Source organism: Nocardioides rubriscoriae (genome assembly GCF_008087085.1).
GTDB lineage: Bacteria > Actinomycetota > Actinomycetes > Propionibacteriales > Nocardioidaceae > Nocardioides > Nocardioides rubriscoriae.
The window spans coordinates 508646-523615 of record NZ_VIYJ01000001.1 but is presented as its reverse complement, the minus strand read 5'-3'; the positions used below and the strand labels follow the sequence as shown (position 1 = coordinate 523615).

At 72.8% G+C, this 14970-nt stretch carries 18 protein-coding genes; 11 read left to right on the top strand and 7 right to left on the bottom strand.

Translation table 11 applies throughout. From position 1 onward, the window contains the following. The first annotated feature begins 42 nt into the window (after window positions 1–42). Window positions 43–627: a hypothetical protein gene (locus FZC61_RS02530; protein ID WP_148612125.1), complete on the top strand. Its 585-nt coding sequence runs from the start codon at window positions 43–45 to the stop codon at window positions 625–627. Here FZC61_RS02530 and FZC61_RS02525 read toward each other — a convergent pair. Then, window positions 614–1819 carry an MFS transporter gene (locus FZC61_RS02525; protein ID WP_148612123.1) on the bottom strand — a complete coding sequence of 402 codons (1206 nt, stop codon included), beginning with the start codon at window positions 1817–1819 and terminating at the stop codon, window positions 614–616. The two genes, FZC61_RS02530 and FZC61_RS02525, sit on opposite strands and share 14 nt — an antisense overlap. Before the next feature lie 20 nt (window positions 1820–1839). Further along, window positions 1840–2754, bottom strand: coding sequence for an EamA family transporter (locus FZC61_RS02520; RefSeq protein WP_246142474.1), 915 nt, complete (start codon window positions 2752–2754; stop codon window positions 1840–1842). Between the two features lie 39 nt (window positions 2755–2793). Here FZC61_RS02520 and FZC61_RS02515 point away from each other — a divergent pair, with 39 nt between their 5' ends. Beyond that, window positions 2794–3291, top strand: coding sequence for a MarR family winged helix-turn-helix transcriptional regulator (locus FZC61_RS02515; protein WP_148612119.1), 498 nt, complete (start codon window positions 2794–2796; stop codon window positions 3289–3291). Window positions 3292–3324: 33 nt separating this feature from the next. Here the strand turns inward: FZC61_RS02515 and FZC61_RS02510 are convergent, their stop codons facing one another. Together FZC61_RS02510 and FZC61_RS02505 are read right to left on the bottom strand one after the other, a co-directional pair. Next, complete coding sequence (locus tag FZC61_RS02510; RefSeq protein ID WP_148612117.1) at window positions 3325–4176, bottom strand: aldo/keto reductase; 852 nt, start codon at window positions 4174–4176, stop codon at window positions 3325–3327. Between the two features lie 76 nt (window positions 4177–4252). Next, window positions 4253–4987 carry an aspartate/glutamate racemase family protein gene (locus tag FZC61_RS02505; RefSeq protein ID WP_148612115.1) on the bottom strand — a complete coding sequence of 245 codons (735 nt, stop codon included), beginning with the start codon at window positions 4985–4987 and terminating at the stop codon, window positions 4253–4255. 92 nt (window positions 4988–5079) lie between these two features. Here FZC61_RS02505 and FZC61_RS02500 point away from each other — a divergent pair, with 92 nt between their 5' ends. The 6 genes from FZC61_RS02500 (at window position 5080) to FZC61_RS02475 (ending at window position 10808) form a co-directional block, all read left to right on the top strand. Then, window positions 5080–5949, top strand: a complete 870-nt coding sequence (locus tag FZC61_RS02500; RefSeq protein WP_211357045.1) for a LysR family transcriptional regulator — start codon at window positions 5080–5082, stop codon at window positions 5947–5949. A 131-nt stretch (window positions 5950–6080) separates the two neighbouring features. Continuing rightward, on the top strand, window positions 6081–7946 hold the full coding sequence (gene dnaK / locus FZC61_RS02495) for a molecular chaperone DnaK (protein WP_148612111.1): 1866 nt from the start codon (window positions 6081–6083) through the stop codon (window positions 7944–7946). Then, window positions 7943–8533, top strand: a complete 591-nt coding sequence (grpE, locus tag FZC61_RS02490; RefSeq protein ID WP_246142473.1) for a nucleotide exchange factor GrpE — start codon at window positions 7943–7945, stop codon at window positions 8531–8533. Before dnaK ends, grpE begins: the two co-directional genes overlap by 4 nt. Before the next feature lie 26 nt (window positions 8534–8559). After that, a complete protein-coding gene (gene dnaJ, locus FZC61_RS02485) occupies window positions 8560–9744 on the top strand; it encodes a molecular chaperone DnaJ (protein ID WP_148612109.1) in 1185 nt (394 codons plus the stop codon). After that, window positions 9741–10160, top strand: coding sequence for a heat shock protein transcriptional repressor HspR (locus FZC61_RS02480; protein ID WP_148612107.1), 420 nt, complete (start codon window positions 9741–9743; stop codon window positions 10158–10160). Before dnaJ ends, FZC61_RS02480 begins: the two co-directional genes overlap by 4 nt. A 45-nt stretch (window positions 10161–10205) precedes the next feature. Further along, a complete protein-coding gene (locus tag FZC61_RS02475) occupies window positions 10206–10808 on the top strand; it encodes a DUF3558 domain-containing protein (protein ID WP_148612105.1) in 603 nt (200 codons plus the stop codon). Window positions 10809–10941: 133 nt separating this feature from the next. Here the strand turns inward: FZC61_RS02475 and FZC61_RS02470 are convergent, their stop codons facing one another. Then, window positions 10942–11406: a YdeI/OmpD-associated family protein gene (locus FZC61_RS02470; RefSeq protein ID WP_148612103.1), complete on the bottom strand. Its 465-nt coding sequence runs from the start codon at window positions 11404–11406 to the stop codon at window positions 10942–10944. 75 nt (window positions 11407–11481) lie between these two features. On the opposite strand from FZC61_RS02470, the gene FZC61_RS23340 reads away from it, so the two are divergent. The 3 genes from FZC61_RS23340 (at window position 11482) to FZC61_RS23890 (ending at window position 13250) form a co-directional block, all read left to right on the top strand. Then, on the top strand, window positions 11482–12786 hold the full coding sequence (locus FZC61_RS23340) for a hypothetical protein (protein ID WP_211357044.1): 1305 nt from the start codon (window positions 11482–11484) through the stop codon (window positions 12784–12786). Next, entirely contained in the window at window positions 12711–13058 is a 348-nt protein-coding gene (locus FZC61_RS02460) for an HNH endonuclease signature motif containing protein (protein ID WP_148612101.1), read from the top strand. Before FZC61_RS23340 ends, FZC61_RS02460 begins: the two co-directional genes overlap by 76 nt. A 63-nt stretch (window positions 13059–13121) precedes the next feature. After that, a complete protein-coding gene (locus FZC61_RS23890; protein WP_281289791.1) occupies window positions 13122–13250 on the top strand; it encodes a hypothetical protein in 129 nt (42 codons plus the stop codon). A gap of 89 nt (window positions 13251–13339) precedes the next feature. Here FZC61_RS23890 and FZC61_RS02455 read toward each other — a convergent pair whose 3' ends face one another. Further along, window positions 13340–13705, bottom strand: a complete 366-nt coding sequence (locus FZC61_RS02455) for a hypothetical protein (RefSeq protein WP_148612099.1) — start codon at window positions 13703–13705, stop codon at window positions 13340–13342. Between the two features lies 1 nt (window position 13706). After that, window positions 13707–14747: a glycosyltransferase family 2 protein gene (locus tag FZC61_RS02450; protein ID WP_170285944.1), complete on the bottom strand. Its 1041-nt coding sequence runs from the start codon at window positions 14745–14747 to the stop codon at window positions 13707–13709. Window positions 14748–14970 lie beyond the last annotated feature (223 nt).

The window sequence follows — 14970 nt, the reverse complement described above, 5'->3', positions numbered from 1 at the left end:
TCACATTTGGCCGGCGATCACCGGTCCCACACAATGGGCGGCGTGAGCGAGCAGCTGCCCGACGAGGCCGACCGGCGCGAGCGCCGTGACCTGCCGGTGCTGTGGGGCCTGCTGGCCCTGGTCGCGACGGCGGTGATCGTCGGCGGCGTCCTGGCTGTCGGTGCGGCGGTCGCCAGCAAGGCCACGGGCCTGGCCGGCAGCGATGCGTCGACGGCCGACGCCACGGGCAACGAGACGCTCTACCTGCCCGAGCCGAGCGAGACGTCCACCGAGCCCGTCCCCTACATCACCCTCTCCGACGTGCCGGAGCCCGCGCCGCCCACGTCGACGTTCTCCGACAAGCCCGCCGAGCCGGAGACCAAGATCACCCTGGTCTCCGGGCAGACCGCGGTCGGGGCGATGGAGCCCATCGACCTCAGCGGCACCTACGTCGGCGGCGACGGCGCGGTGCTCCGCGTCCAGCAGTTCCAGTCCGGGGCCTGGGCCGACTTCCCGGTGACGGTCCCGGTCAACGGCGGCTCGTTCTCGACCTACGTGCAGGCCAGCGCCCTGGGCGAGAACCGCTTCCGCGTCCTCGACACCGACACCGGTGAGGCGTCCAACGAGATCCGGGTCACGATCTCCTGATCCGCTGGTCCTCGCGACCGACCCAGTACGCCGTCCACGCGGTGCCCGCGAGACCGAGCAGCCCGACCGCCACGCAGGCGACCGCGAGGGGGGCCAGCGCCGCGAGCGCGCTGACGACCAGCGGCCCGCCGGACAGGCCGACGTCGCCGCACAGGCGCCAGCCGCCGAGGAACTGGGCGCGGCCCTCGACCGGTGCCGCGTCGGCGCCCAGGACCATCACGATGCCGGAGCCGAGCCCGTTGCCGACCGCGATCAGGACCACGACCGCGGCGACCGACCACGCCGAGGTCGCCAGCGGCAGCAGCAGGGCGCCGACGGCCACGGTGAGGACGACGGGGACGGCGACGACGGTGCGGCCGCGGTGGTCCATCAGCCAGCCGCCGGGGTAGAAGAACAGGATGTCGATCGCCCCGGCGAGCGCGAAGATCAGCGAGGTGGTGCTGGGGGAGATGCCGACGTGGTCGGCCCACAGGGGCAGCAGCCCGGTGCGCACCGACCGCGACGCGGAGATGACCGCGACCACGACGCCGAGGGTCAGCAGCACGCGGCGGTGCTGGGCCAGCACCCGCCAAACGCCCAGGTGCCCGCGCGCGCGTTGTGCCTCGCGGCGCTCGGAGCCGAGGTCGGGCATCCTCCAGGCCAGGGCCGCGGCCGCCAGGGACGCCGCGGCGGCGAGCACGAAGACCGAGCCGAGGCCGGCGACCGCGATCAGGCCGGCACCCAGCAGCGGGCCGACGAACACCCCGACCCGGTGCGACCCGCCCAGCGTCGACAGTGCGCGGGCCCGGTGGCTGAACGGGACGACGTCGATCATGAAGCCCTGGCGGGCCATCAGGAACGTCGTCCACGTCATGCCGCTGACCAGCACCGCCAGCCCGAGCAGGAGCACCGACCCGGCGACCGCGCCCAGCACCATCGCCACCGCGTCGACCAGCCCGGCGCCCACGAGCGCCCGGCGCTCGCCGACCCGGGCGACCAGGGCGCTTGCGGGCAGCGAGGCGATCAGCATGCCGACGCCGAGCGCGGCGACGACGGCCGCCGCGGTGCTGACGTCGGCACCGAGGTCGCGTGCGCGCAGCGCCAGGACCGGCATCACCGCGCCGTAGCCGGTCGAGCTCACGATCGTCGGCCCGTACGCCGACAGCGCGACGTCGCGCAGCCGGAAGTCGGTCTCGGCTCGGGTCGCGCTCACCGCCCCATCCTGCCCTCGCCTCAGCGCGTGAGCGCGACCTCCGGGTCGGTGGCGGGCGCCGGTGTGGCCCGCGCCACGGTGGCGGTGCGCCGCTGCCCGGCGACCACGCCGCCCAGCACCAGCGTCATCCCCAGGGCCTGCAGCCAGCCGAAGGCCTCCCCGGCGACCAGGACCCCCAGGGTCGTGCCGGTGACGGGGTTGAGCAGGCCGACGAGCGACACGGCCCCGGCAGGCATCCGGCTCAGCCCGTGGAACCAGCACGCGTAGGCGAGGATCGTGCCGGCGCCCCCGATCCACACGAACCCGCCCACCGCGCCCGCGTCGAGGCTCGGCGGAGCGCCCTCGACGACCAGCGCGAGGGGCACCAGTAGCAGTCCGCCCGCGAGCAGCTGCCACGACACGAACGTCAGCATGCCGACCCCCTCAGGTCGCCCCCAGCGCTTGACGAGCACGAAGCCGAGCGCGGAGACGAGGACCGACCCGAAGGCGCCAGCCAGCCCCAGCGCGGTCACGCCGTCGGGGGAGCGCAGCACCAGCAGCCCGACGCCGGCGAGCCCCACGAACCCGGCCGCGACGCGTACGGCGCCGGCCCGCTCGTGCAGCAGCAGCAGGGCGAGCAGCATGACCGCGAGCGGCGAGGCGGCCTGCACGGTGGCGGCCAGGCCCCCGGGCAGGTAGTAGGCGGCCAGGAAGATCAGCGGGAAGAACAGCCCGATGTTGCACGCGCCGAGCAGCCCGGCGCGCCACCACCACTCGCCGCGGGGCAGCTGCCGCACGACCGCGAGCAGCAGCAGCCCGGCGGGCAGGGCCCGCACGGCCGCGGCGAACAGCGGTCGGCCGGGCGGCAGGAGCTGCTCGGTGACCAGGTAGGTGGTGCCCCACGCCAGCGGGGCGACGGCGGTGATCGCGACGGTGCGAACAGAAGTGCCTTCCACGGAAGACAATGTATCTTCCACGTGAGATATCTTCCAGCCATGGACTCGGAGCCGGACCACGTCGGACGCATCCTCGAGCAGTGGCGCGTCGAGCGGCCCGACCTCGACATCTCGCCGATGGGCGTCATCGGACGGCTCCACCGGCTCGCCGACCGCCTCCACGCCGAGCTCCGGCCGGTCTTCGCCGAGGCCGGGCTCGGCGACGGCGACTTCGACGTGCTCGCCTCGCTGCGACGCTCGGGGGCGCCCTACGAGCTGACCCCGGGTGAGCTCGGCGCGTCGACGATGGTCACGTCGGGGGCGGTGACCAAGCGGGTCGACCGGCTCGAGGCGGCGGGCTACGTCGAGCGACGCGTGTGCGCCGACGACGGGCGGTCGCGCCGGGTCCGGCTCACCGCCGAGGGTCGGGCGCTGGTCGACGACGTGCTCGACCGGCACGTCGCCAACGAGCACCGGCTGCTCTCCGGTCTCAGCGACCTGGAGCGCAGCCGGTTGGCTCGTCTGCTGGAGACGTGGGGACGGGCCCTCGACGAGTGAGGCCCGACGGGCGGGGCGGGCGGGGCGGTCGGGTCAGTCGGGGACGTAGTCGAACGTGTCGGGGTTCGGGCCGGTGCGGCCGGCCTCGCCCCGGTCGAGGCCGCTGATCGCGGCCATCTCCTCGTCGCTCAGCTCGAAGTCGAAGATCGCGAAGTTCTCCGCCATCCGCTCGGTCGACATCGTCTTGGGGAAGACGATGTCGCCGCGCTGCACGTGCCAGCGCAGCGTGACCTGCGAGGCCGTGCGGTCGTGCGCCGCCGCGACCATGCCGATGGTCTCGTCGTCGAGCACCGCGCCCTGCGCGATCGGCGACCACGCCTCGACCAGCGCGCCGTGCTGGTGCGTCGCGGCGCGGGCCTCGTCGTTGAGGAAGAACGGGTGCGCCTCGATCTGGTTGACCGCGGGCACGATGCCGGTCTCGGCGGCGAGCCGCTCGAGGTGGGCGGGCTGGAAGTTGGAGACGCCGATCGCGGCGGCCCGGCCCTGCTCGACGAACTCGGCCAGGGTGCGCCACGTCGAGACGTAGTCGCCGTCGTAGAGCGTCGGCAGCGGCCAGTGGATGAGGAACAGGTCGATCTGCGCCAGGCCGAGCTTGGCCAGGGTGTCGTCGAAGGCGCGGCGGGCGGCGTCGGGCTCGTGGAAGCCGTTGTTGAGCTTGCTAGTGACGAAGAGCTCGTCGCGCGGGATGCCGGACGCGGCGATCGCGACGCCGGTCTCCTGCTCGTTGCCGTACATCTGGGCGGTGTCGATGTGGCGGTAGCCCGCGGCGAACGCCTTGGTCACGGTGTCGGCAGTCTGCGCGGGTGGGACCTGGAAGACGCCGAACCCGAGCTGGGGGATCGTCGTGCCGTTGTTGAGGGTCAGGGACGGAACGGTCGTAGCCATGCCTAGGACCACACCACGCGCGCCGTGGTTGTTCCCAGACCCGTGGGGATGTGACGTGGTCGACCGCTCGCCGTGGTCAGGCCGGCGCCGGCTCGAGCGCAGGCTCCAGGGCCGGCTCGAGCGCGAGGTCGACCAGCAGCGACGCGTGCGCGACCGCCGAGTCGACCACCGGCAGCGGCGCGTCGGCCGTGTCGACGAGCAGGCCGATCTCGGTGCAGGCCAGCACCACGGCGTCGGCGCCCCGGTCGGCGAGGTCGCGCATCACGTCGACGTACGCCGCGCGCGACTCGTCGCGGAAGATCCCCTGGGTGATCTCGTCGAAGACCACGCGGTCGACCAGCTCGCGTCCGGCCTCGTCGGGCACGACGACGCGGATGCCGTGGGTGGCCAGGCGGTCGGCGTAGAACGTCTCCTCCATCACCCAGCGCGCGCCCAGCAGGCCGAGCGTCGTCCAGCCCTCGCGGTGCGCGACCGCGGCCACGGCGTCGGCGATGTGGACGGCGGTGACACCGGACTCGGCGGACGCGGCCTCGAGGGCGGCGAAGTTCTTGTGCATCAGGTTGGTGCACAGACCCACGAGGTCGGCGCCCCCGGCGACGCAGCGTCGGGTGGCCTCGGCGAGCAGGGCGGCCGACGCGGTCCAGTCGCCGCGCAGCTGGCAGTCGCGGACCTCGGCGAAGTCCAGCGACTGCAGCGAGACGCGCGCCGACGCGTGGCCGCCCAGACGAGCCGCGACCTGCTCGTTGATGAGTCGGTAGTAGGTCGCGGTCGAGTGCCAGGACATGCCGCCCACGAGGCCGATCGTCTTCATGGACCCAGCCTCCCTGCCGTGCGCGTTCGTAGGAATCCCTGTCCTCGTAAGGCGAGGCATAATCTTTGCTTATGACCCTCGACCCTCGTCGGATGTTGATCCTGCGGTCCGTGGCCCGGGCGGGGTCGATCAGCGCGGCCGCGCGCCAGCTCGGCTGGACCCAGCCGGCCGTCAGCCAGCACCTGGCGCGGCTCGAGCGCGAGGCCGGCGGCCCGCTGCTGCTGCGCGGCCCCGGCGGTGTCACCCCCACCCAGGCCGGTGCGGCCCTGCTGCGTCGCGCCGACGTCGTCGCCGCCGAGCTGCACGCCGCCGAGGAGGAGCTCGCCGCGCTCACCCAGCTGCGGGCCGGCCGCGTGCGGCTCGTGGCCTTCCCGTCCGGCGCGGCGACCCTGGTCCCCGAGGCGATCGGCGCCCTGGCCGCCGCCCACCCCGACGTCGAGGTCGGGCTCGACGAGGCCGAGCCGCCCGAGGCGCTGGCCGCCGTCGCCGCGGGCGACGCCGACCTCGCGCTGGTCTTCGGCTACGACGGCCCGCCCGAGGGCCTCGGCACGCTCGCCTGGCGCCGGCTGCTCGACGAGCCGGTCCACCTCGTCGTCCCGCCCGGACGTCGCGGACCGGGACGCAGGGGGCTGGCTGCGTTGGCCGACGACAACTGGATCGGTGGGTGCGTGCGCTGCCGGACCCACCTCGTCGCCTGCTGCGAGGACGCCGGCTTCACCCCCACGATCCGGCACACGACCGACGACTACGTCGTGGTGCAGAACCTCGTCGCGCGCGGGCTGGGGGTCACCGTCCTCCCGGCCTCGGCGCTGGCGGCCTACCGCCACCCCGACGTGCGGGTCGTGCCGATGACCTCGCTCGGACGGCGTCACGTCGGGCTCGCCTTCCGGACCGGTGCCGACGCCGTACCGGCCACAGCGGCCCTGGTGGCCCAGGTCGCGCGGGTCGCCGTTCCGTCGTAGCGACCCGAATGGCAGCGGGAACAACCCCGGTGGGTCGTCAGTTGGACCCTGTGTCAGACTTGAGCCATCGGGACTCAACTTCTCTGACTCCCCACCGCGAAGCATTCATCCATCAACACGGAGGAACCACCATGGCACGAGCTGTCGGTATCGACCTGGGGACGACCAACAGCGTCGTCTCGGTCCTCGAGGGCGGCGAGCCCACGGTCATCGCCAACGCCGAGGGCGCCCGCACCACTCCCTCGGTCGTGGCGTTCGCCAAGTCCGGCGAGGTCCTCGTCGGCGAGGTGGCCAAGCGCCAGGCCGTCACCAACGTCGACCGCACCATCCGGTCCGTCAAGCGCCACATGGGCGAGGACTGGAAGAAGGCGATCGACGACAAGTCCTTCACCCCCCAGCAGATCAGCGCGTTCATCCTGCAGAAGCTGAAGCGCGACGCCGAGGCCTACCTCGGCGAGACGGTCACCGACGCGGTCATCACCGTCCCGGCCTACTTCTCCGACGCGCAGCGCCAAGCCACCAAGGAGGCCGGCGAGATCGCGGGCCTCAACGTCAGCCGCATCGTCAACGAGCCCACCGCGGCCGCGCTGGCCTACGGCCTCGACAAGGGCGACGACCAGACGATCCTCGTCTTCGACCTCGGTGGCGGCACGTTCGACGTGTCCCTGCTCGAGATCGGCGAGGGCGTCGTCGAGGTCAAGGCGACCTCCGGCGACAACCACCTCGGTGGTGACGACTGGGACAACAAGATCGTCGAGTGGATGGTCACCAAGTTCAAGAACGCCAACGGCGTCGACCTGGCCGCCGACAAGATCGCCAAGCAGCGCCTGCAGGAGGCGGCCGAGAAGGCCAAGATCGAGCTGTCGAGCTCCAGCGAGACCACGATCCACCTGCCCTACATCACCCACGGCGAGTCGGGCCCGCTGCACTTCGAGGAGAAGCTCACCCGCAGCGAGTTCCAGAAGCTCACCGCCGACCTGCTCGAGCGCACCAAGACCCCGTTCCGCAACGTGCTCAAGGACGGCGGCGTCGCGATCGACAAGATCGACCACGTCGTCCTGGTCGGCGGCTCCACCCGGATGCCCGCCGTCAGCGAGGTCGTCAAGGAGCTGCTCGGCGGCAAGGAGCCCAACAAGGGCGTCAACCCCGACGAGGTCGTCGCGATCGGCGCGGCCCTGCAGGCCGGCGTCCTCAAGGGCGAGGTCAAGGACGTGCTGCTCCTCGACGTCACCCCGCTGTCGCTCGGCATCGAGACCAAGGGCGGCGCGATGACCAACCTCATCGAGCGCAACACCACGATCCCGACCAAGCGCTCGGAGATCTTCACGACCGCCGACGACAACCAGCCGTCGGTCGAGATCAAGGTCGCCCAGGGCGAGCGTCCCTTCTGGCGCGACAACCAGCCGCTGGGCAACTTCGAGCTGACCGGCCTCCCGCCGGCCCCGCGCGGCGTGCCCAAGATCGAGGTCACCTTCGACATCGACGCCAACGGCATCGTCCACGTGACCGCCAAGGACCAGGGCTCCGGCAAGGAGCAGTCGATGACGATCTCCGGCGGCTCCGCGCTGTCGAAGGACGACATCGACCGGATGGTCAAGGAGGCCGAGCAGTACGCCGAGGACGACGCCAGGCGTCGCGAGGCCGTCGAGACCCGCAACCAGGCCGACCAGCTCGTCTACACGACCGAGAAGTTCTTCGCCGACAACTCCGACAAGATCCCCGAGGACGTCACCACCGAGGTCCAGGCCGACGTCGACGCGCTCAAGGCGACGCTCGAGGACGCCGAGGCCTCGTCGGAGACCATCACCGCCGGCATCAGCAAGCTCAACGAGTCGTCGCAGAAGATGGGCGCCGCGATGTACGCCGCCGCCGAGGCCGACCAGGCCGCCGCGGGTGGCTCGACCGGCGCCACCGGTGAGGCCGACGACGACATCGTCGACGCCGACGTGGTCGACGCCGAGGTCGTCGACGACGAGAAGCCTGGCGACGACAAGTGACCGACGTCCCCCAGGAGCCCGTCGAGGGCCCGCCCGAGGACGAGGGGGTGGCGGCTGCCGAGGCGGCCGCCACCGCCCCCGACCCGGGGGGCGACGGCGTCATGGCCAACGAGACCGAGGTCGAGGCGCCGCTGGAGCCCGAGTCGCCTGGTGACCGCCTCGTCGTGGCCGAGCGCCGCGCCGAGGAGCTGGTCGCCGACCTGCAGCGCCTGCAGGCCGAGTACCTCAACTACAAGCGACGCGTCGAGCGCGACCGTGAGCTGGTCAAGCAGAACGCGACCTACGCCGCGCTCGCCCCGATCACCGAGGTGCTCGACACGATCGACCGGGCCCGTGAGCACAGCGAGCTCGACGGCGGCTTCAAGAGCGTCGCCGACCAGCTGGAGCGCACGGTCGCCGCAGCCGGGCTCGAGAAGTTCGGTGAGGTCGGCGATGCGTTCGACCCGACGATCCACGAGGCCCTGTCCCACATCGGCGAGGACCCCGACGTGACCGTCACGACCTGCAAGGTCATCGCCAAGGCCGGCTACAAGATCGGTGACCGCGTCGTCCGCGCGGCGCAGGTCCTCGTGGTCGACCCGGCCTGATCATCGACTAGCGGAGAGGAGGAGGGATGGCCACCACCGACGGCTTCAAGCCCGAGTGGGCGCAGAAGGACTTCTACGCCGTGCTCGGCGTGAGCAAGGACGCGCCCGCGGCCGACATCAAGAAGGCCTACAAGCGCCTCGCGCGTGACAACCATCCCGACACCCACCCCGGTGACGACGAGCGCCTCGAGACCTTCAAGGCGGTCGCCGAGGCCTACGACGTGGTCGGTGACGCCGACAAGCGCGCCAAGTACGACGAGATGCGACGCCTCTATGGGTCCGGTGGTGGCTTCACCGGGTTCGGCGGCCCCGGGGGCGGGGGAGGCGGCGGGTTCAACGACCTGTTCGGTGACCGCGCCCGCGGGGCCGGCGGCAGCGGCGGCCTCGGCGACATGTTCGGCGACCTCTTCGGAGGTGGCGGCCCCCGACGTACCCAGCAGGGGCGGCGGGCCGCGAAGGGCCACGACGTCGAGACCACCGCGACGATCTCGTTCCTCGACGCGCTCGACGGCGTGACCATCTCGCTGCGGCTCACCTCCGACGCGGCGTGCCCGACGTGCTCCGGCACCGGCGGCAAGCCCGGCACCAAGCCGCACATCTGCCCCGAGTGCGAGGGGGCGGGCTACGTCGTCGCCGGCGTCGGTGGCGCGTTCTCGATCAACGAGACCTGCCCCGGCTGCGGCGGGCGCCAGCTGGTCTACGACGCCAAGTGCCCCAGCTGCCGCGGCAGCGGTCGCGGCACCTCCGCCCGCACCATCCAGGCCCGCATCCCCGCCGGCGTCAAGGACGGCCAGCGGATCCGGCTGCGCGGCAAGGGCGCGGCCGGTGAGCAGGGTGGCCCCGCCGGCGACCTCTACGTCACCGTGAAGGTCTCGCCGCACCGGGTCTTCGCCCGCAGCGGCGACAACCTCACCCTCGACGTCCCGGTCTCCTTCGACGAGGCCGCGCTCGGCGCCGAGATCAAGGTGCCCACCCTCGGTGGCGCGCCGGTCACCCTGCGCATCCCGCCGGGCACCCCCAACGGCCGTACCTTCCGGGTCCGCGGCCGGGGCGCCCCCAAGGCCGACGGCACCAAGGGCGACCTGCTGGCCACCGTCGAGGTGCACGTGCCCGCGGTGCTCGACCCGGCCGCCCGCGAGGCCGTGGAGGCCTACCGGGCCGCCACCGCCGGCAAGCCGCTGCGCGCCGGACTCTTCGAGGACGCCCGATGAGCCTCCCGTCACCCGACGCCCCGATCTACGTCATCAGCGTCGCCGCCCAGCTGACCGGGCTGCACCCGCAGACGCTGCGCACCTACGAGCGGCTCGGGCTGATCACGCCCGGGCGCACCGGCGGAGGTGGGCGCCGTTACTCCCACCGCGACCTCGAGCTGCTGCGCTCGATCGCCGACCTCACCGCCGCGGGCATCGGCATCGAGGGCGTCCGACGCATCCTCGAGCTCGAGAACCAGGTCGCCGCCCTCAGCGCCCGCAACCAGGAGCTGCACCACGAGCTGTCCGCCACCCGTGAGGCGCTACGCCTCGCCATGGCGTCACGGCCCCCGGCCACGCCGCCGTCGCGGCTGCCGGCCCTGCGTGACCCCCGGACGGCGAGTCAGTCGCTCGTGGTCTGGCGTCGCGGCCACTGACCTTCGCGGCGCCCGGGCCCGCGCCAGCGGGATACCGTTCGCGTCGTGCTCCCGCTCCGTGCGACCTCCCTCGTCATGGCGGCTGGGCTCGCCTTGTCCGCCTGTTCGGGCGCGCCGAAGGACCCGCAGGAGTCGTCGCGGGTCTCCTCCTCGCCCTCGGTGACGTCGTCCACCGCACCATCGCTGAGGGCTGCGCCGGCCGACGACGGGCCTGCCGAGGTGCTCGCGGCGTTCCCCGAAGGGATCTGCCAGGCGATCACGGTCGACGAGCTCGCGGGCGCGCTCGGAACCATCGAGCCCGCTGACGTGACGAAGAAGACGAGCGAGGGCGACCTGTGCGACTTCGTGGTGTCCGGGGGTGCGGTGACGATCCGCTTGCGAGACGTCTACCGCTTCGGCGACGACCTCCGTGATGTACGACCGGGCTACGAGCAGACCTACGGCCGCACCGAGACCCTCGACCTGCCCGTGCCGGCGCTGATCGTGGTCGGCAGGCACAGCGGGCGCGGCCCGGTGGTTGCGGCCGGCGCGGTGCGTCGTGGGGCCTACGTGACGGACATGGTCCTCATCCCGTCGGTGCCCGGGGCTCCCGAGACCCTGTTGCACCAGGTGGGCGACAGGTTGCTGGCGCTGGTGGCCGCGCAGTAGGTCGGCCACGACCGCATGCGCCGCTGATGCGCCGCAGTCGCGGCTGCCGGCCCTGCGCGACCCGCGGACGGCCGACCGGGTGCTCGTGGTCTGGCGCCGCGGCCGCTGAGCCGACGCCGGGCGGGCACCAGGGTCAGTCGGCCGGGAGAGCCTCGACCAGGGCGGCGATGCGCTGCGCGCGGGTGGCGGGGCGTACGGCGTTGTCGACCGGCACCAGTAGGCGTCGTCGGTCGGGGGCGGACCTGCGCTCGAACGCGTCCCTGCGACCGTTCCGCTCGAGGGCCTCGGCGACGTCGTCGGGCACCGGGATGAGATCCGGGTCGACGGGGGCGAGGGCGCACCGGACGACGGCGCCGGCGCCCAAGCCGAGCCGCCGCTGCAACCCGGCGCCGGCGTAGACGAAGGTGTCCTCGATGACGTCCGCCCGGTTGAGCCCCACGTTGACCGCCAGGTCCTCGAGGGTCCCGGCCACCCGTCGCGTCGACGCGTCCCGCGCCGCGTCGGCGAGCTCAGCTGGGACGCGGATGATCGTGTAGACGTTGCGTCCCCAGGCCATCGGCTCCAGGGCAGCGTCGAACTCGACTGTCGGGTCCCCCATGGCGAGCAGTGTCCCGCGGTTCCCCAAACGCGGAGTCTCCTTGCATTCGAACAGATGCTCGATTATACTTGATGCATGTCCACTGCTCTCGCTGACGCCGCCGTGACCCCGGCGCTGCTGCTGGAGCAGGTCCGTGCGGCACGGGTCGCAGCCGATGCGGCCGAGGCGCGGGTCCTCGAGGTCGCGGTGGGGTGGGCGCAGGCCCACCCGGTGCTCGACGGTGGCGATGGTTGGCGGATCACCGCGGCATCGGCGCAGCCGATGGAGCAGCTCGACGGCACCGCCCTGGCCCTGGGGTTCGCCGACCTCGAGACCGGCGAGGTGGCCGAGGAGCGTCTGGCGTGGTGCGGGATCCCCCCGGTCGCGTGGGACGCCCCGGCTGCGTTCGCCGCGGCCAACCGGATGTCGACCGCGGCCGGCAAGGCCCTGATCCGTGACGCCCTGGTGCTGTGTCACCGGCTGCCGAGGATCTGGGCCCTGGTGTGCACCGGGCAGGTCCCTGCCTGGCGGGCCCGGCGCATCGCGCAGGCCGTGCTCGGGTCCCCGGCCGACGTGGTGGCCTACCTCGACGACCACCTCGCCCCGGTCGCGGCGACCGTGGGCCTGACCACCCTGGACCGGGCGATCGCCGAGGCGATGCTGCGTCTGCACGCCGAGATCGTCGAGCTCGAGCAGGCCGTCGCCGAACGCGGCCACCACGCCTCCTTCCACCTCGACCCCCAACCCGACGGCAGCGCCGAGCTCCACGCCCGCGGCGACTGGCAGGACCTCCACGCCCTGGCCGCCACCGTCGCCCGCATCGCCGCGGCCCTGAAGACCAACGACGACCCCGACGCGCCCGGCGACGAGGTCGACCCTCTCGACGCCCGCCGCGCCCACGCCCTCGGCATCCTGGCCGACCCCGCCCGAGCCCTCGCCCTGCTCAACCAACACCCCGCACCAGCACCCGCGCCCGCCGAGACGCCCGCCGAGACGCCCGCCGAGGCGCCCGCGGCGGCACAGGCCCCCGCGCCCGCGGAGTCCCCCGCACCCGCACCCGCACCCGCACCCGCACCCGCGCCCGTCCCGTCGCCGGCGCCGGCAGCGCCACCGTCAGCAGCTCCGGGCCGGGCTCCGTCACGGGCCCCGGGCAAGCAGGCCGTGGTCTACCTCCACCTCACCGACCTCGCCCTGCTCGGCCTGGACCCCGTCGCGCTCAACGACACCCCCGGCACCCGCCCCCACCCACTGCTGGTCCAACAGGTCCACCAATGGCTGTCCACCAATGGCTGTCACGAACCGACACCCACGTCGCCGTCTTGCCCGTGCTCGACCTCAGCGCCGAGCTGCACACCGAGTCCTACGCCATCCCCGACCTTCTGCGCGAGCAGGTCCGGCTGATCAACCCCACCTGCGTGTTCCCCTGGTGCACCACCCCCGCGCGCCGCTGCGACCTCGACCACCTCGACCCCTGGTGCCCCCACCCCGGCGGCGGCACCACCAGCAGCTGCAACCTCGCCCCCCTGTGCCGACATCACCACCGACTCAAGACCCACACCACCTGGACCTACCGCAGGCTTGAACCCCGCGTCTTCCTGTGGACCGACCCCACCGGCCACCACTACCTGCGCGACAAGGCCAGCACCACCGTCGTCGAGCGACCACCACCCTGAGCGCGTCCGTGCTGACGACGGTCATGCCCACGGGCGAGCGACGGGTCCCGCTCCGCCGCGGACTTGCTGCGCTGGGAGGTCTTCGTCCAGGAGTTCCTCCTGGCCGAGGACCGGGTCGAGGTCGAGACGACCTTCGACGCGCTGCGTGACGGCATGCGCGCCTGCCAAGGAAGGATCCCGGCGGGGGAGTAGGTCGACATCGTGATGGGACGCGGTGTGCGAGCCGTCGCCGCGACCGAGGACGTCGCCGCGTTGGTCACCACGGCTGCCGAGCGGCTTCCCTAGCCGACGCGCACCGGCGTGCGCAGCTCCGGCTCGGGCCCGAGCAGCCGGGCCCACACCCGCAGCACCACGACGACCAGGCAGAGCAGCAGCGCGGCGAGCACGACCGGCGCCAGGACCAGGGCCGTGCCGGTGAGCCCGAACGGGCTGGGCGCGTCCACCAGGCGCAGGTAGACGGCCGCGGTGCCGACGAGGGACACCAGGATGGCGCAGGCGAGGGCGAACTGGGTGAGCACCTGTCGCCACCGGCCGGGCTCGGTGTCACCGCGCACGGTGCGGACGACCTCGACGACCGGCATGCACAGCGCCAGCAGGAGGTAGAACAGCCCGCCGATCCCGGTTCCGGGGAGTCCGGCGTTGTTCATGTCAGTGTCCCTTCTCGTAGACGAGCAGCGGTCGGCGCAGCACGACCTCGGTGATCAGCGCCTCGAGCATGAAGAAGCCGTTGACGGTCCGCAGCACGAAGAAGCACGGCAGCGAGAGCAGTGCTCTGCCGACCTCGCGGCGGCGTCGCGCGGCGACGAGCACCGGCACCAGCACCGCCGGTACGTCGATGACGTAGACGAGCAGCAGCAGCGGCGCTCCGAGCGCGACCGCGAGCACGGGCAGGACCAGCAGATAGATCAGCGACGCGACGACCGCGTCGAAGAGGGCGACACCCACGACGGTGCTCAGGAACGGCAGTCGCAGGATTCCCTTCCAGTGCAGGCCGACGTTCTGGACGAACCCGTGCGACCAGCGCTTGAGCTGCTTGGTCATGAAGTCCAGGTCCGGGGGCTCGATCGGGTAGCAGACCGCGTCGGGGACGAACCGGACGCCATGTCCGGCCCGGTAGAAGCTCCAGGTCAGGTCCATGTCCTCGGCGCGGGTGCGCTCCGACCATCCGCCGGCCTCGCGCAGCCGGTCGGTGCGGTAGGCCGAGAAGCACCCTGAGGAGATCAGCGGGTTGCCGTAGTAGTCCTGGGTCGGCTTGTAGAAGGTGAACGACAGCAGGTACTCGACGTAGCGGCCGCGCTCCCAGACGGTGCTGACGTGCCGCGGGACGACGAAGCCGCAGGCCGCCGCCACCTCCGGGTCGTCGGCCAGCGGCACCATCAGCCGCTCGATCGCGTCCGGGGCGAGCGTGGTGTCGCCGTCGATCGCCATGCAGTACGGCGTGTCGACCACGTCGAGCGCGAGGTTCTGGGCGCCCGCCTTCGACCCGGTGTTGGTGGGCGGGCAGATGACCTCGGCGCCCGCGGCGCGCGCCAGGGTGCCGGTCGCGTCGGTGGACCGGTCGTCGACGACGATCACGCGGGCCGGCGGCGTCGTCTGCTCCAGGACGCTGCGGACCGTGTCGGCGACCGAGGCCGCCTCGTTGTAGGCCGGGATGATCACGGTCAGCTGGTCGGCCAGGGGCGCGGGCACGGAGGTCCTTCGGGGAGACGAGACGGGGAGGGCGGCGTGACGGGCCGGGTGTCGCTCGAGGCGGGCGGCGCGCGTCACGGTCTTCCTCGGCAACTGGTCGTCCGGCGGAGGCGGCCAGGTCCAGACCGTGGCCGTGGTGCTGGGCAACGCGCCCGGCACGACCACCGACGGCTCGCCGGTGCGACCGGGGCAGGTGCGGGTCCCGGAGGTCCGCCGCTGACGG